The organism is Halomonas sp. ALS9 (assembly GCF_001651035.1).
Classification (GTDB): Bacteria; Pseudomonadota; Gammaproteobacteria; order Pseudomonadales; family Halomonadaceae; genus Vreelandella.
Window position 1 is genome coordinate 26,673 of record NZ_LXRG01000200.1, and the last position, 15,229, is coordinate 41,901.

The 15,229-nt window shown below is 55.1% G+C and carries 15 protein-coding genes, 3 tRNA genes and 1 pseudogene; 3 read left to right on the forward strand and 16 right to left on the reverse strand.

All coding sequences use genetic code 11. From position 1 onward, the window contains the following. Nucleotides 1-12: 12 nt before the first annotated feature. The 5 genes from ccmE to ccmA all read right to left on the reverse strand — a co-directional run bounded on the left by ccmE (nucleotide 13) and on the right by ccmA (nucleotide 2,882). Entirely contained in the window at nucleotides 13-522 is a 510-nt protein-coding gene (ccmE, locus tag A6R74_RS17755; RefSeq protein WP_007111490.1) for a cytochrome c maturation protein CcmE, read from the reverse strand. Next, entirely contained in the window at nucleotides 519-710 is a 192-nt protein-coding gene (gene ccmD, locus A6R74_RS17760; RefSeq protein ID WP_064235822.1) for a heme exporter protein CcmD, read from the reverse strand. Before ccmD ends, ccmE begins: the two co-directional genes overlap by 4 nt. Continuing rightward, a complete protein-coding gene (locus A6R74_RS17765; RefSeq protein ID WP_064235823.1) occupies nucleotides 710-1,477 on the reverse strand; it encodes a heme ABC transporter permease in 768 nt (255 codons plus the stop codon). Before A6R74_RS17765 ends, ccmD begins: the two co-directional genes overlap by 1 nt. A gap of 14 nt (nucleotides 1,478-1,491) precedes the next feature. Beyond that, the gene (gene ccmB, locus A6R74_RS17770; protein ID WP_231896862.1) at nucleotides 1,492-2,160 is read right to left on the reverse strand and encodes a heme exporter protein CcmB; all 669 of its coding nucleotides are present in this window, start codon (nucleotides 2,158-2,160) and stop codon (nucleotides 1,492-1,494) included. Nucleotides 2,161-2,261: 101 nt separating this feature from the next. Beyond that, nucleotides 2,262-2,882: a cytochrome c biogenesis heme-transporting ATPase CcmA gene (ccmA, locus tag A6R74_RS17775; RefSeq protein WP_064235824.1), complete on the reverse strand. Its 621-nt coding sequence runs from the start codon at nucleotides 2,880-2,882 to the stop codon at nucleotides 2,262-2,264. A 197-nt stretch (nucleotides 2,883-3,079) separates the two neighbouring features. Here ccmA and A6R74_RS17780 point away from each other — a divergent pair, with 197 nt between their 5' ends. Together A6R74_RS17780 and A6R74_RS17785 are read left to right on the forward strand one after the other, a co-directional pair. Further along, nucleotides 3,080-3,460, forward strand: a complete 381-nt coding sequence (locus tag A6R74_RS17780) for a LexA family protein (protein ID WP_064235825.1) — start codon at nucleotides 3,080-3,082, stop codon at nucleotides 3,458-3,460. Continuing rightward, entirely contained in the window at nucleotides 3,460-4,077 is a 618-nt protein-coding gene (locus tag A6R74_RS17785; RefSeq protein ID WP_064235826.1) for an IMPACT family protein, read from the forward strand. Before A6R74_RS17780 ends, A6R74_RS17785 begins: the two co-directional genes overlap by 1 nt. Before the next feature lie 165 nt (nucleotides 4,078-4,242). Here A6R74_RS17785 and A6R74_RS17790 read toward each other — a convergent pair whose 3' ends face one another. The 3 genes from A6R74_RS17790 to A6R74_RS17800 form a co-directional block, all read right to left on the reverse strand. After that, complete coding sequence (locus A6R74_RS17790; RefSeq protein WP_064235827.1) at nucleotides 4,243-5,565, reverse strand: sodium ion-translocating decarboxylase subunit beta; 1,323 nt, start codon at nucleotides 5,563-5,565, stop codon at nucleotides 4,243-4,245. 26 nt (nucleotides 5,566-5,591) lie between these two features. Beyond that, nucleotides 5,592-7,430 carry a sodium-extruding oxaloacetate decarboxylase subunit alpha gene (gene oadA / locus A6R74_RS17795; protein WP_064235828.1) on the reverse strand — a complete coding sequence of 613 codons (1,839 nt, stop codon included), beginning with the start codon at nucleotides 7,428-7,430 and terminating at the stop codon, nucleotides 5,592-5,594. Nucleotides 7,431-7,521: 91 nt separating this feature from the next. Beyond that, the gene (locus A6R74_RS17800; RefSeq protein WP_064235829.1) at nucleotides 7,522-7,779 is read right to left on the reverse strand and encodes an OadG family protein; all 258 of its coding nucleotides are present in this window, start codon (nucleotides 7,777-7,779) and stop codon (nucleotides 7,522-7,524) included. Nucleotides 7,780-7,926: 147 nt separating this feature from the next. Between A6R74_RS17800 and A6R74_RS17805 the strand changes: the two genes are divergently transcribed. Continuing rightward, on the forward strand, nucleotides 7,927-8,952 hold the full coding sequence (locus A6R74_RS17805; protein ID WP_082906741.1) for a tRNA dihydrouridine synthase: 1,026 nt from the start codon (nucleotides 7,927-7,929) through the stop codon (nucleotides 8,950-8,952). A 215-nt stretch (nucleotides 8,953-9,167) separates the two neighbouring features. Here the strand turns inward: A6R74_RS17805 and A6R74_RS17810 are convergent. From A6R74_RS17810 to A6R74_RS17845, 8 genes and pseudogenes are all read right to left on the reverse strand, one after another. Beyond that, nucleotides 9,168-9,244 (reverse strand) — tRNA-Arg (locus A6R74_RS17810). A gap of 137 nt (nucleotides 9,245-9,381) precedes the next feature. Then, nucleotides 9,382-9,458, reverse strand: a tRNA-Arg gene (locus A6R74_RS17815). A gap of 19 nt (nucleotides 9,459-9,477) precedes the next feature. Then, nucleotides 9,478-9,570: transfer RNA gene (locus A6R74_RS17820), tRNA-Ser, on the reverse strand. A gap of 134 nt (nucleotides 9,571-9,704) precedes the next feature. Continuing rightward, nucleotides 9,705-9,893 carry a carbon storage regulator CsrA gene (gene csrA / locus A6R74_RS17825; protein WP_035576792.1) on the reverse strand — a complete coding sequence of 63 codons (189 nt, stop codon included), beginning with the start codon at nucleotides 9,891-9,893 and terminating at the stop codon, nucleotides 9,705-9,707. 195 nt (nucleotides 9,894-10,088) lie between these two features. Beyond that, nucleotides 10,089-11,339 carry an aspartate kinase gene (locus A6R74_RS17830; RefSeq protein WP_064235830.1) on the reverse strand — a complete coding sequence of 417 codons (1,251 nt, stop codon included), beginning with the start codon at nucleotides 11,337-11,339 and terminating at the stop codon, nucleotides 10,089-10,091. Between the two features lie 99 nt (nucleotides 11,340-11,438). Beyond that, nucleotides 11,439-14,048, reverse strand: coding sequence for an alanine--tRNA ligase (gene alaS / locus A6R74_RS17835; protein ID WP_064235831.1), 2,610 nt, complete (start codon nucleotides 14,046-14,048; stop codon nucleotides 11,439-11,441). Nucleotides 14,049-14,296: 248 nt separating this feature from the next. Next, nucleotides 14,297-14,761, reverse strand: coding sequence for a regulatory protein RecX (locus A6R74_RS17840; protein ID WP_064235832.1), 465 nt, complete (start codon nucleotides 14,759-14,761; stop codon nucleotides 14,297-14,299). 54 nt (nucleotides 14,762-14,815) lie between these two features. After that, nucleotides 14,816-15,229: pseudogene (locus A6R74_RS17845) on the reverse strand (recombinase RecA); the annotation flags it as partial.

Here is a 15,229-nt window from a genome sequence, read left to right on the forward strand (position 1 = left end):
GGATGACGAAAACTAGTATTCGCTTGCCTGGGGTACGCCTTCTTCGTCCAGGCGTTTGCCCACCTCAGCGGCTTTGGCTTGGTAGTCGGCCGGCGAGTAGCCCGCTTCTTCTAGCGCCTGGGCGACTTCTGGGGGCATATAGTTCTCGTCATGACGGGCGAGCACTTTGTCGGCATACAAACGACCATCCGCCTGAAGTTCACCCACTACCACCACGCCTTGGCCTTCACGGAACAGATCAGGCAGGATCCCGCTGTAGTAGACCTCCAGGTCATCGACGTAATCGGTGACGGTAAATTCGACGTCCAGGCTCTCTGGGTCACGGGAAACCGACCCCTCTTTGACCATGCCGCCGGCGCGAATCTGCCGCTCCATCGGGGCATCGCCCTGGGCGATCTGCACCGGGCTAAAAAACAGATTAATGTTCGCACGTAGCGCGTATAGGGTTAGTCCCACGGCAATCGCTGCCAACGACACAAGGCCCAGAATAACAAACAGTTTCTGTTTACGTTTAGGCGTCATTGGGCACTCCCCCTCGCTCTGTTTTCGCGTCTTGCGCGACGCTTTAAGCCTTTCAGCAGTTGGCGTTGCTCTGCACGTGCATGCCAAACGATGGCGAGCAACAGCAGCGCGGTAACGCCCCATGCAGACCATACATAAGGCGCGTGGCCACCCATGGCGAGAAATTCGGAAAATGAGGTAAATGCCATTAGCGGGCCTCCTCTGCCTCTACGTTCATTACCTGGCCGTTAACCAGATCCTGTACCCAGCGCTTGTTAGCTTCGCGGCGCAGAATCTCACTGCGCGTGCGCATCAACGTTAAGGCGATAAAAAAACTGTAAAAACCCAGCACCATAATCACCAGCGGCAACCACATCTCGGTCGGCATGGTCGGGCGCGACGTCAGGGTAAAAGAAGCGGGCTGGTGTAGGGTGTACCACCAATCCACCGAATATTTGATAATGGGAATATTAATCACCCCCACCATGGCTAGCACCGAGGCTGCCCGTGAGGCGCTATCGCGGCTGGTGAACGCGCCACGTAGAGCAATCACGCCCAAATACAAAAACAGCAGTATCAACATGGAGGTCAGTCGGGCATCCCACATCCACCAGGTTCCCCAGGTGGGCACGCCCCACACGGCGCCAGAGAAAAGCGCCACAAAGGTCATAGCTGCGCCAAGAGGGGCCATCACCGCGGCTGCCATATCAGCCACTTTGATTTTCCAGACCATAAACACCAGGCCAGATACCGCCATGGCGATAAAAATGGATTGGGCTAAAAAGGCTGCTGGCACATGAACGTAAATAATCCGGAAACTATTACCTTGCTGATAATCCGCCGGGGCAAACGCCAGCCCCCACAGCGAGCCAACAACCAATAACAGTACCGCCGCTGCCCAGAACCAGGGCTGCAGCTTGGCGCTAATGGTGTAGAACCACTTGGGTGATCCCAGTTTATGTATAAAGGCCCACATAGCGTGTCCTGTCCTTAACCGTTGATACTGATACGCAGCGATGCGGCAATCGCCCACGGCGCCAACATGAGTGAGGCGGCGAGCAGCGCGCCCAGGATAGCCAGATGGGCAGCGACGCCGTCTCCGAAAATGGCCGCCTGCACCGCGCCGGCGCCAAAAATAAGCACCGGGATATACAGCGGTAGCACCAGCAGCGAGAGCAGCACCCCACCCCGCGCCAAGCCGACGGTTAACGCCGCCCCAATCGCGCCAATCAAACTCAAGCTGGCCGTGCCCAGAGCAAGCGACAGCGCCAGCACGGCGTAGCTACCCGCGGGCAGCGCCAGCATAATACCCAATATCGGCGCCATCAGCGCCAACGGTAGGCCTGTCAGCAGCCAATGCACGGCCACTTTGGCTAAACTCAGCGCGGCTAACGGCTGCGGCGCCAATAGCAGTTGCTCCAGACTGCCATCGTCATAATCGCTACGAAACAGGCTGTCTAATGAAAGCAGCGCGGCTAACAGCGCCGCTACCCACAGCAAACCTGGAGCAATTACTGCTAACAGCTCAGGGTCGGGCGAAATCGCGATCGGAAACAGCGTGATCACCAGAGCGAAAAACACCAGCGGATTGAGCACTTCGCCACGGCGTCTCAGCAACAGCGTTAAGTCACGCACGAGCGTGGCCTTCACTGCGATCATCAAGCCACCTTTATGCTCACGCAGTGGCACTGCTAGCACCTGCGAAGTGGTATCTGAACCTTGTGAAGAGCTGTGTACAGAGCTGTGCAACCCTTTCTCCTTTACCCCAGGGATATTCGTCTCAACAATGGTGAAGCGGTTAATTCATGGTGTGTCGTTACCAGCACGCACCCCCCTGCTTGAGCGTGGGCAACAAGCTGCCTTTCTAGCTCAGCGACGCCGTGGCGATCTATCGCGGTAAAAGGTTCATCCAACACCCAGAGAGACCGTGGCGTTAGCGTCAAGCGTGCCAGCGCCACGCGACGCTGTTGGCCTGCAGAGAGTTGCCCCGCAGGCACATCTTCAAAACCTGCCAGGCCAACCCGCTCAAGGGCATCCAGGCGCTGTTCCTCATTACCGTTTTCCCCGCTTAGGGCCTGATACCATGCCAGGTTTTCTAATGGGGAAAGCCCTAACTTAATGCCAGGGGCGTGCCCTAAATAGAGCAAGTTAGCGAGGAAATGTTCACGCGCCTCTTTCATCGCAGCGCCATTCCAAAAGAGCTCGCCCTGATAGTCACTGAGCTGCCCGGAGAGGATTTTTAGCAGGCTGGTTTTACCACTGCCATTAGGGCCCTCAATACGCACAACTTCACCACTGCAAATATCCAGATCCAAGCCTTCAAATAGCCAACGATCATCGCGTTCACAGGCAAGCTGTCGGGCTTGTAGACACAGGCTCAAGCGTCTCTCCAGGCATATTGATTTCGCGTCGAACTCTACACGTAAAGCCCCTTTCTCGCCACTCACACAATGCGGCGCTGGGTCGCAGCGTGATCTCCATCAAGGAGTGTTAAGACTAATTACTGCTAGCACTGTATGCAAAAACAGGTCTACAATGAAAACCACTGTATGAAAGAACATGCAATGGAGATTTCCTCATGACTCTATCGATGGCAGCACCTACCGCTACATTCGGCCGTAGACAACCTGCACCACGTCCATACGCGATGGCGCCTAGCGTTACCCGACGCAATACCTATGCGCTCAAAGTGCGCGGCAATGCATTGTGTGATTGCAACTTATTCGATGGCGATGTCATTATTATCCGGCGCTATCAACACGATACCCAGACAGAAACAGCCGTTGCCGAAATTAACCAGCAAACAATCGCCTTGAAGCAGCTCTCGATCAGCCGCTTTGGCGTAGAGCTATGGCCAGAGGATACTCAGCAGCCAGCGCTTTTTTTGCATAACCGGGATATTCAGGTGCTCGGCATGGTAATGGGTGTGAAAAGTGAGACTACCTTCACGGAGCATTAATGCGCTATCGGGTTCCCGAGTTACCCCCTACATCATGGCATACGGCTGACACCGAAGTAGAAAAGAGCCAATTTATCACCTGGGTCTGCTACGCCCCAGATATCCAGTCATTCACTAACCTGCTGAATGCTGCAAAAACCGCGCACCCTAATGCCAGCCACCACTGCACTGCCTATATTGCCGGGCCACCTGGCGAGCAAAATTTGATCGGCTTTTCCGATGATGGCGAGCCTGGCGGCACCGCTGGCCGTCCCATGTATCAGGTTCTCCAAGGTAGTCAACTTGGCCAGATCGGCTGTGTTGTCATTCGTTATTTTGGCGGCACCAAGCTGGGTACCGGAGGCTTAGCCCGCGCCTACGCCCAGGCGGTTAGCCATGCCCTAGAGACGCTGCCTACCCGTGAAGTAGTCGAGCGAGACACCTATACCCTGCGACTCACCTTTGCCAATGAAGCGATTGCCCGCGCCTGGTGCGCAGAGCGCGATATCCCTATTGAGCAAGCCGATTACGATGGCGATGGTGTGCGCCTAACCATTGGCTGGCCACGGGACTGCCCACTTGACCTTGCCCCGCTAGAAAACCGCTTAAAGAGTGCTATCGACATTCTCACTGTCTAGATAGCCCATCGAAACAGCCCATCGAAACAGTCCATCGAAACAGTCCATCGAAATAGCCCACCCATAAAAAAACGCGACATACCGAACGTATCAGCATGCCGCGTTCTGTCATTCACTATTAAGAACCCGTTTTTAAATCCAGCTATTAAAACCAGTTTTGAACGGTTAACCCAAGTATTTAATCATCACCCCGGCGGCGACCGCCGAGCCAATGACACCGGCCACATTGGGCCCCATGGCGTGCATCAGCAGGAAATTATGTGGGTTCGCCTCGAGCCCCACCTTGTTGGCCACGCGCGCGGCCATCGGCACAGCGGACACCCCCGCAGCGCCGATCAAAGGGTTGATGGGCATTTTGCTGACCAAGTTCATTAACTTGGCCATCAATACCCCGGCGGCCGTACCAATGCCAAAGGCGACAATCCCCAAACCTAATATCCCCAGGGTCTCAAACGACAGGAAGCTATCGGCCATTAGCTTTGAACCTACCGATAGACCTAGGATAATCGTGACAATATTGATCAGGGCATTTTGCGCGGTATCCGACAGGCGCTCTACCACACCGCACTCACGCATCAAATTACCGAAGCAAAACATGCCCAGCAGCGGTGCCGCATCGGGCAGAAACAGCGCCACTAGAATCAACAGCACCAGCGGGAAGACCACTTTCTCCAGTTTGGAGACCGGCCGCAGCTGGGTCATCTTGATCTCACGCTCTTTCTGGGTGGTCAACAGACGCATAATCGGCGGCTGAATCAGAGGCACCAACGCCATATAAGCGTAGGCAGCCACGGCGATAGCCCCCAGCAGCTCCGGCGCCAGCACGCTGGAGACGTAGATAGAGGTCGGGCCATCGGCACCGCCAATAATACCGATGGCGGCGGCCTGATTAAGCGAGAAGTCCATGATCCCCATCGAGCTTAGCACTACAGCGCCAAACAGGGTGGCAAAAATACCAAACTGAGCGGCCGCACCTAAAAATAGCGTGCGTGGGTTGGCCAACAGCGGGCCGAAGTCGGTCATGGCGCCTACGCCCATAAAGATAATCAGCGGAGCAATACCCGAAGCAATCGCGACATTGTAGAAGCTATAGAGCATGCCATCGCCGTAGCCAACGCCCACGGCAATATCACGCGCAGCGCGCAGTTGGTCGGGGGCCGCAGCATCGTGTGCGATGGCGTGCAACGACTCCCGCCAAACGTCTGCGTTCGATAGCGGATCAAGGCTTGCACCCAGCGCCGCCGCCATCTGCTGCAGTACCGCAGGCTTGGCCACCTCAATGGCCTGGTCTAGCGCTGAAATGGCCAGCCCAGCCTCAGGAATATTGGCGAGAATGCCGCCAAAACCAATCGGCACCAGCAGCAGCGGTTCAAACTTCTTATAGATCGCCAAGTAGAGCAGCAGTAGCCCCACTACCATCATGACCGCCTGGCCAAGCTCAAGGTTATACAGCCCAGAGCCTTCCCATAACGTTACTAATTTATCCATTACTTTTTATCCATTACCGGGGGCCCTTAGAGCTCGATCAGCGTGTCGCCTACGACAACGCTGTCGCCTTCGCTGACGTTAACCTTAGACACAGTGCCCGCGCTGCTGGCTCGCACTTCGGTTTCCATTTTCATCGCTTCAAGGATGATTACCACATCCCCTTCGGCGACTTTGTCGCCAGGGCGGACATTGACCTTGAAAATATTGCCCGCTAACGGCGCATCGATGCTGTCTCCACTGCCTTCACCGCTGCCTTCACCACCGGAAGCAGGCGATTGCTCTTTGGGTGCGTCAGTAGTGGCTACCGTTTGCTCTTGCACCTCGCCTAGCTCGCCACCTTCAGACACTTCCACCACAAAGGCTTTGCCGTTGAGCTTAACGGTATAGGTTTCAGGGCCGCTGCTAGCAACTGGCGCGCTGCTTTCCACCTTGGCAGGTGTCTTTTCAGCGCTTGCTTCAGCGGCTTGAGGAACAGGCTCAAAGGCATCAGGATTGTCGCGGTTTTTAAGAAACTTAAGACCAATCTGCGGAAACAGCGCATAGGTCAGCACATCATCCACTTCGCGCTTACCTTCGGCTAGACGAATGCCCTCAGTGCTGGCTTTGTCTTTCAGCTCAGCGGCCAGCTTGTCCATTTCTGGTGAAAGATTGTCTGCCGGGCGGCAGGTGATCGGTTCGCCACCTTCCAACACGCGCTTTTGCAGCTCGGCGTTGAAAGGCGCAGGCGCCGCGCCATATTCGCCCTTGAGCAATGCCTGAACTTCTTTGGAGATCGACTTATAGCGCTCGCCCATCATCACGTTCATTACCGCCTGGGTGCCCACAATCTGCGAGGTGGGCGTCACCAGCGGGATAAAGCCAAGGTCTTCACGAACGCGAGGAATTTCGCTTAACACGTCGTCTAGCTTATCGCCTGCGCCTTGCTCCTTGAGCTGGCCTTCCATATTGGTCAGCATGCCACCCGGCACCTGGGCAATCAGGATGCGCGAATCAATACCGCGCAGCGAGCCTTCAAAAGCGGCGTATTTCTTGCGCACTTCGCGGAAGTAGCCGGCAATGTCTTCCAGCAGCTCAAGATCCAGACCGGTATCACGGCCGGTATCTTTCAACATTGCCACCACAGACTCGGTGGGGCTGTGGCCGTAGGTCATCGACATGGACGAAATCGAGGTATCAACATTATCAATACCCGCTTCCACTGCTTTCAAAATGGTCGAAGTAGAAAGGCCAGTGGTGGCATGGCAATGCAGGTGCACCGGAATCGACAGCTCTTTTTTGAGCCGGGTGACCAAGTCGAACGCCGTGTAGGGCGTCAATAGCCCCGCCATATCCTTGATAGCCAATGAGTCTGCGCCTAAACCGGCAATGGTTTTAGCGAGATCAACCCAGCTATCCAGGGTATGTACCGGGCTCACGGTGTAAGAGATGGTGCCCTGGGCGTGACCTTCAACATTGCGCACGGCCTGAATGGCGCGTTCTAAATTGCGCGGGTCGTTCATGGCATCGAAAACACGGAAGACATCCACGCCATTGGTTTTCGCCCGCTCGACAAACTTATCGACAACGTCATCGGCGTAGTGGCGGTAGCCCAGCAGGTTCTGCCCACGCAGCAGCATGGCCTGCGGGGTATTGGGCATAGCCTCTTTTAACGCGCGAATGCGCTCCCACGGATCTTCACCTAAATAACGTATGCAGGCGTCATAGGTTGCTCCACCCCAGGTTTCCAGCGACCAGTAGCCAACACGATCCAGCTTTTCGGCGATCGGCAGCATATCGTCCAGACGCATGCGCGTGGCAAACAGCGATTGATGGGCATCGCGCAGCACGACATCGGTAATGCCTAGAGGGCGTTTAATTTCGTTCATGGTTTTGGCTCACAGTAGAGAGTTGTAAGTTTGTAGTAAAAATAACAAAAAAATAGCCAAAAGAGGGCTGAAATGGAAAAAATTGAGAAAGTTAGCGACGCCGTGTTGAACGGTAACGGTGCACTGCAGCACTGATAACGGCCATGACTTCGTCACTTTGCGCAGAAGGGGCCGAAGACTGCGACGTTTTTTTACCCGTATCAACAGCGACGGGGACGGGTTGGAAACGCCCGATTAGCTTCGACATCAGCGTGACGCTAATAACCAAAACAGTAAGAAAAACAAACACTAAGCCCATACCGAGCGCCATCAATGCTAACCCATCTTGTAATAGTTCTTGATCCTGCATAAGACGCTCTCCTTTCTTAAAGTACCGTTCAAGTACTGTTTTACGCACATCATTCTGCCAATACGACGAAAGGCGCTTGGCGCAGTAAGGGGAATACACTAACCTGCCACACCCAGAATAGAATGCAATGGCGCGATAGTGGAAGTCATGGTTGTTAATTTACTACAAAACGGCAGAATCGGCCTAGCCCCTAAAATTGGTCTAGCCCCTATGGAAGGCGTGATCGACGCACTGACTCGTGATCTGTTAACCCGTCATGCTGGGTTCGACTGGACGGTCACCGAGTTTGTCCGCGTTGTTGATGCCCGCCTGCCACCCAGAGTGTTTTATAAGCACTGCCCCGAACTTACGCAACCGCCTGTAGCAACACCAAGCGGAATTCCGGTGCATTTACAGCTATTAGGCTCTGACCCAGCCGCCTTGGCCGCCAACGCGCGCCAGGCACTTAGCTTAGGCGCAGTGAGCGTCGACCTTAATTTCGGCTGCCCTGCCAAACTGGTTAACCGGCACGATGGCGGCGCTTCGCTGCTGCGCCAACCTGATCGCGTCTATCAAGCAGTTAAAGCCGTTCACGACGCTTTAGACGGAGAAATCCCGGTAACCGCCAAGATTCGCCTGGGCTTTGCCAATCGTCGCTTAGCGGTTGCCTGCGCTCAGGCCACCGAAGCGGGAGGCGCTGCGCAGCTAGTGGTGCATGCGCGCACCCGAGACGAAGGCTACCGTCCACCGGCTCACTGGGAGTGGATCGGCAAAATTCGCCGTCAGGTGAGCATTCCGGTTGTCGCCAATGGCGATATTTGGACACTGGAAGATTACTGGAAGGCTCGCACGCTGTCAGGGTGTCGCGATGTGATGCTAGGGCGTAGCGCACTGGCCGACCCTTGGTTGGCGCCACGTATCCGCCACTGGCTGCAAACCGGCGAGCGTCTGCCTGAAAGCAGTTGGGCAATGCGCGCCAACGTACTCAAAGAGTACGCCGCACTTCAGCGTCAACAGCTACCAGACCGCGTCGTCGTCTCCTTAGTAAAGCAGTGGCTCGCCCAAATGCGCCAAGGCAGTAGTGAAGCCGAACAGAACTTTCAGCGCGTGAAGCGGCTCACCGAGCTGGATCAACTCCTCGACAGCCTTGTTGTTGTTGAACATGTTGATGAACAGCACGCCACACTGGCTTAACTGCTTTCGATCACCCTCGTCCAATCAGCAGGCAAAAAAAAGCGCCCTACCGCAAAGCGGGGGGCGCTACACACGATCGCAAGACCGGGGTGCGAGCCTTAGCCGGTCAGGCTGGAAATAGATGATTAGGCTGGAAACAGGTAACAAGACTGGAAGCGGACGGTCAAACCGGAAACAGAAAACCCGCTCTCTATAAGAGAACGGGTTTTGGAATCTGGCGCGCCCGGGAGGATTCGAACCTCCGACCCCCTGATTCGTAGTCAGGTACTCTATCCAGCTGAGCTACGGGCGCGTAATAAAATACTAACACTTGAACTTGCCAAGACGATGTTCATCAAGACAATACTTATCAAGAAAATGCTTACCAAACTACTACTTATCAAAACACATACAACGATTAACAAGCAGTCAACAAGGTAGATAAAAAGGTGGCGCGCCCGGGAGGATTCGAACCTCCGACCCCCTGATTCGTAGTCAGGTACTCTATCCAGCTGAGCTACGGGCGCATACCTTCTAACATGCAATTGGCGGAGAGAGAGGGATTCGAACCCTCGATAGGGCTATAAACCCTATACTCCCTTAGCAGGGGAGCGCCTTCAGCCACTCGGCCACCTCTCCTCAACGGCACGGCGCGAATATTACCGATTTAGCCTTCTTGTGTCTAGTCCCCTACGGTTTTTTTTTCGCACCGGCCATACCTTACCTATTAACTTACGCTTTAAGCATCGTTTCATCATGCAAGCCCGCAAGTCTTATTCCACTTCGTTTTCACTGTCTCTTTCACGCTGGATACGCTGGTAAATCTCTTCACGGTGAACTGCCACATCTTTCGGCGCATTAACGCCAATTCGTACTTGATTGCCTTTCACACCTAGAACGGTGACGGTGATTTCATCACCGATCATCAGGGTTTCGCCAACACGGCGAGTTAGGATGAGCATGGCTGATCTCCTTTTCAGACGTTTTATGCAACGGGATATGTCAGCCGGAGGCAACACCATGCCATTATGCGGCATAGTGCTGCCTGTCACCAATGACGCCGGCTCCATGACACCTTACAACCTCCCGTTGAAAGAAAGCTCACCACCACACGGCAGCAAGTACCTCTTCAGCGTAGAAGGTTTAAGGCATAAATGTTATTCAGATTCGATATCTGCCTTATCTAAACCAAAAGCTTTGTGTAATGCATTAACGGCAAGCTCCATATGTTTCTCATCAATAACCACCGAGATTTTAATCTCAGAAGTGGAGACCATACGAATATTGACGTTTTCGTCGGCTAGCACGCGGAACATTTTCGACGCCACACCGGCATGAGAACGCATACCAACACCGACCAAAGAGACTTTAGCAATATTGTCGTCGCCGCGCAGCTCACCGCCGCCCAAATCAGGAATCACCGTCTCTTCAAGCAGCTTCTTAGTGGCCTTGTAGTCACCCTTGGCAACGGTAAAAGTAAAGTCGGTATAATCACCGGCAGGCGCCACGTTTTGCACGATCATATCAACTTCGATATTGGCATCGGCAATAGGGCCTAGGATGCGCGATGCGACACCAGGCACATCCGGGGTATTGAGCAGGGTTAATTTCGCTTCATTCTTGGTAAAGGCGATACCGGAGATCAGTGGTTCTTCCATAGCGTCCTCGTCTTTGTCTGCTTCTGCAACAATTAGGGTACCGGGGCCGTCTTCAAAGCTCGACAGCACCCGCAGGGGCACGTTGTATTTACCGGCAAACTCTACCGCGCGGATCTGCAACACTTTAGAGCCAAGACTGGCCAGCTCCAGCATTTCTTCCACGGTAATGCTGGTTAAGCGCTGAGCTTTTGAGCATACGCGAGGGTCGGTGGTATATACCCCGTCGACATCGGTGTAAATCTGGCACTCATCGGCGCCTAGCGCAGCGGCCAGGGCCACACCAGTGGTATCAGAGCCACCGCGACCTAGCGTGGTGATATTGCCGTCTTCGTCGACCCCTTGGAATCCGGCCACAACCACTACTTGTCCGGCTTCAAGGTCAGCTTTCAGGTCGTCAGTTTCGATGCGCTGGATACGCGCCTTGGTATAAGCGCTATCGGTATGAATACCTACCTGGGCGCCGGTGTGCGAAGTCGCTGGCACGCCGATTTGCTGAAGCGCCATGGCGAGCAGTGAAATAGTCACCTGCTCACCGGTCGACAGCAGCATATCCATCTCGCGCGGTGCCGGATCTTCGTTAAGCGCCTGGGCCATATCGGTAAGGCGGTTGGTTTCGCCGCTCATGGCGGAGACCACGACCACTACCTGATGGCCTTGATCGCGGAAACCCTTAACCTTTTCCGCTACGGCCTTGATACGCTCGACAGAGCCCACCGAAGTGCCGCCGAACTTCTGTACGTATAGTGCCATATGCCGTTTTTCCTATGCGTTCGGGAATGGAGGGTGAAAGTGTCGTAAGTGTTAGATAAATAATAAGGCCGATAGCAATAATGCCACCGGCCCAGGGGTTTAGCTAAGAACGTTTTCCAACCATCCTGGCACGCTCTTCAACGCATCCGGCAAGGCGTCGGGTTGACTACCTCCGGCTTGGGCCATATCGGGGCGGCCTCCACCCTTTCCGCCTACTTGAGAGGCGACATGGTTAACCAGCTCACCGGCTTTCACTCGGCCAGTCAGATCCTGGGTTACCCCAGCGATCAAACTTACCTTGCCCGCCGCTTGGTCGGCAACGCCAAGGATAATCACCCCAGAGCTTAACTTGTTCTTAAGCTGGTCAAGGACGCCGCGTAGATCTTTGCCAGACACGCCATCCAATTGCGTCGCCAACAGCTTAACCCCATTGATCTCCTGCACCTGGCTGAGCATATCGCTACCCGCAGCACTGGCTAGTTTGGCTTTGAGCTGTTCAAGCTCTTTTTCTAGGCTACGGTTGCGCTCAACCAGTGACTCTACCCGCGCTTCGACCTGCTCTGGCTTAGTCTTCAAACGTTCGCCAAGTCGTTCAAGGCGGGCTTCCTGCTCGCGGAAGTAGCTCAGCGCATTGCTGCCAGTGATCGCTTCGATACGGCGCACACCGGAAGCAATGCCTACTTCGCTCATTACATGGCAGCAGCCAATATCGCCGCTACGTGCCACGTGGGTACCGCCACATAACTCGATAGAGAAGTCGTCGGCACCAATGGTCAGCACGCGCACGTTGTCGGCGTATTTGGCCTCAAACAGTGCTGCTGCGCCCTTGGCCTTGGCTTGATCCAGGCTCATTTGCTCAATCTTGGTCGGCGCGTTAGCCAAAATCTGCTCATTGACCAGCCGCTCGACTTCCGCCAGTTGCTCGGCGGTCATCGGCTCGAAGTGGCTAAAGTCGAAGCGCAGGCGCTCGGCGTTAACCAGCGAGCCTTTCTGCTGCACATGATCACCCAGCACCATACGCAGCGCTTTGTGCAGCAGATGAGTGGCCGAGTGGTTACGGATGGTGGCGGTGCGCAGGCTGGCGTCTACTTCGCCGCGCACGCTGGCACCGACTCTTAGCGAGCCTTCAACCATTATGCCCTGGTGAAGATGATGCCCACTCTGTTTCTGGGTATCGGTGACCTGGAAACGGCCGCCGTCGACATACAGGTAGCCAGTATCGCCCACCTGGCCGCCCGACTCGCCGTAAAACGGCGTGCGGTCTAGTAACACGACACCCTTCTGCCCCGCTTCCAAGGCGGCCAATTCGTTGCCTTCGCTGTCGACCAGCGCCGTTACCTTGGCCTGATCTTCCAGGCGGTCATAACCGGTAAAGGCCGTCTCACCCTCCAGCTCGATGGAGGCGCTGTAGTCGGCGCCGAACTGGCTGGCTGCCCGTGCGCGTTCGCGCTGGGCCTCTAACGCCTGCTTAAAGCCCTCTTCGTCCAGGGTAACGCCACGCTCACGACAGACGTCAGCGGTGAGATCGAACGGGAAGCCGTAGGTGTCGTAAAGTTTGAACACGGTTTCACCCGGCAGTACTTTACCGTCCAACTCAGCCAAAGCCGCATTCAATAGCCCCATACCGTGATCCAGGGTGCGCGCGAACTGCTCTTCTTCTTTCAGCAGCACCCGAGCAATTTGATCGCTCGCTTCACGCAGCTCCGGATAGGCATCACCCATCTCAGCGTCCAGCGCCTCAACCAGCTTATGGAAGAACGGCTCCACCGCACCCAGCTTGTGGCCATGACGAATCGCGCGGCGAATGATCCGGCGTAGCACATAGCCACGCCCTTCGTTGGAAGGCAGCACGCCATCGGCAATCAGGAAGGCACAGGAGCGGATATGGTCGGCAATTACGCGCAGTGAGGGTGTAGCGGTATCCGGGTGACCCGTGGCTTTTGCCGCGGCCTGGAGCAGGTTTTGGAACAGGTCAATTTCGTAGTTGGAGTGCACGCCCTGCATGACAGCGGCGACCCGCTCGAGGCCCATACCGGTATCGATTGAGGGCTTGGGTAGCGGATTGAGCGTGCCGGCAGCATCGCGATCAAACTGCATGAACACCAGGTTCCAGATTTCGATATAGCGATCGCCATCTTCTTCCGGGCTGCCTGGAGGGCCACCCCATACCTCTGGGCCGTGATCAAAGAAGATTTCCGAACTGGGGCCACAGGGGCCGGTATCGCCCATTTGCCAGAAATTATCTTCATCCAGCTTGGAAAAGCGCTCGGGATCGATGCCGATTTCATCTTTCCAGATCCGTTCGGCTTCATCATCGCTGATGTGCACCGTTACCCACAGCTTATCTTTAGGCAGACCCAGCGTTTCGGTCAGAAATACCCAGGCAAAGCGAATAGCGTCGCGCTTAAAGTAGTCACCAAAGCTGAAGTTACCCAGCATCTCAAAGAAGGTGTGGTGACGCGCGGTATAGCCGACGTTGTCCAAGTCGTTATGCTTGCCGCCCGCACGTACGCAGCGCTGCGCAGAAGTGGCGCGCACGTAAGGGCGCGGGTCGCGGCCTAAAAACACATCTTTAAACGGCACCATGCCGGCATTGGTAAACAGCAGCGTCGGATCGTTGCCCGGCACTAAGGAGCTGGTGGGTACAATGGTATGCCCCTGCTCTTCGAAGAAGGTGAGAAAGGCCTGTCTAATCTCTGCGCTTTTCATAGGGTATCCGTAACAAGAAAGCGTGATGTCCCAGGGCGCTGTTGCCGCTACCCTCAGGGGTCGCAAAGCAGCCATTATAGCGCAGTTGTCAAACGACTAAAGCCGCACTTAGTGGCAGAAAGGCAAACAGCTAGCGACAGAAGCGCAACAACTACGTGAACAACTACGTGAACAACCAGATAGACAAGCGTATTAGAGCGCTACTAGAAATGTAAGAGGGGAGCGTTTCACAGGCTGGAGAAAACCTATTAAAGACAGGAGAGCGCGTAGCGAATTTGCTCAAAATCAAAGCCGCGATTGGCGAGAAAGCGCTCGCGACGAGCGCGCTCTTTAGGTGTCTCGCCGGGATTATCAAAGCGGCGCGCCAGGGTTTCCCGGGCTAATTCGAACCAGTCGACCTGTTCGCCCTCCTCTACCTCTTCAAAAGCGCTCTTAAGGGTTTCCTGGTCAACACCACGCTGGCGTAACTCGCCTTTAATGCGGATAACGCCCTGCCCGCGCAGTATGCGCGAGCGGACGAAACTGGCTGCAAAGCGAGCGTCAGACTGCAGCCCTTGCTCAACCAGCGCATCAAGACACTCATCAATAGCGTCGTCGTCGAAGGCTTTTTTCTTTAGCCGCTGGGCAAGCTCGGTGCGGGAGTATTCGCGCCGAGCGAGTAAGCCAATAGCGATATCACGGGGCGTGGCATCACGCTGGGAGGTGAATGCCATCAGCTTGCTTTAGACAAAATCAGCTTAGCCAGAATCCGCTTGGCTAAAATCGTCTTAAAGCAGATCGTCATCACCCGCATCCAACTCTGCCGCTGCTTCGGCAGGCGCGTCGTCCTTCTCCTTTTTAGGATCGGGCTTGGCCAGGAGCTGCTCACGAATCTGCGTTTCGATTTCGAGCATAATTTCTGGGTGCTCTTCAAGGTAGAGCGCTGAGTTCGCCTTGCCCTGGCCGATTTTCTTACCTTTATAGCTGTACCAAGCACCGGCTTTGTCGACCAGGTTGCACTGCACACCCAAATCAATGACCTCACCGGCGTGGTAGATACCCTTGCCATAAAGAATCTGGAATTCAGCCTGACGGAACGGTGGCGCCACCTTGTTTTTAACCACTTTTACGCGGGTTTCGTTACCAGTGACTTCATCGCCCACTTTCACCGAGCCGGTACGACGAATGTCCAGACGCACGCT

Excerpts from the sequence above, each read along its gene's own strand:
- ccmE (WP_007111490.1), bottom strand. The coding sequence starts at position 522 with ATGACGCCTAAACGTAAACAGAAACTGTTTGTTATTCTGGGCCTTGTG.
- ccmD (WP_064235822.1), bottom strand. The coding sequence starts at position 710 with ATGGCATTTACCTCATTTTCCGAATTTCTCGCCATGGGTGGCCACGCG.
- A6R74_RS17765 (WP_064235823.1), bottom strand. The coding sequence starts at position 1,477 with ATGTGGGCCTTTATACATAAACTGGGATCACCCAAGTGGTTCTACACC.
- ccmB (WP_231896862.1), bottom strand. The coding sequence starts at position 2,160 with ATGATCGCAGTGAAGGCCACGCTCGTGCGTGACTTAACGCTGTTGCTG.
- A6R74_RS17780 (WP_064235825.1), top strand. The coding sequence starts at position 3,080 with ATGACTCTATCGATGGCAGCACCTACCGCTACATTCGGCCGTAGACAA.
- A6R74_RS17785 (WP_064235826.1), top strand. The coding sequence starts at position 3,460 with ATGCGCTATCGGGTTCCCGAGTTACCCCCTACATCATGGCATACGGCT.
- A6R74_RS17790 (WP_064235827.1), bottom strand. The coding sequence starts at position 5,565 with ATGGATAAATTAGTAACGTTATGGGAAGGCTCTGGGCTGTATAACCTT.
- oadA (WP_064235828.1), bottom strand. The coding sequence starts at position 7,430 with ATGAACGAAATTAAACGCCCTCTAGGCATTACCGATGTCGTGCTGCGC.
- A6R74_RS17800 (WP_064235829.1), bottom strand. The coding sequence starts at position 7,779 with ATGCAGGATCAAGAACTATTACAAGATGGGTTAGCATTGATGGCGCTC.
- A6R74_RS17805 (WP_082906741.1), top strand. The coding sequence starts at position 7,927 with ATGGTTGTTAATTTACTACAAAACGGCAGAATCGGCCTAGCCCCTAAA.
- csrA (WP_035576792.1), bottom strand. The coding sequence starts at position 9,893 with ATGCTCATCCTAACTCGCCGTGTTGGCGAAACCCTGATGATCGGTGAT.
- A6R74_RS17830 (WP_064235830.1), bottom strand. The coding sequence starts at position 11,339 with ATGGCACTATACGTACAGAAGTTCGGCGGCACTTCGGTGGGCTCTGTC.
- alaS (WP_064235831.1), bottom strand. The coding sequence starts at position 14,048 with ATGAAAAGCGCAGAGATTAGACAGGCCTTTCTCACCTTCTTCGAAGAG.
- A6R74_RS17840 (WP_064235832.1), bottom strand. The coding sequence starts at position 14,761 with ATGGCATTCACCTCCCAGCGTGATGCCACGCCCCGTGATATCGCTATT.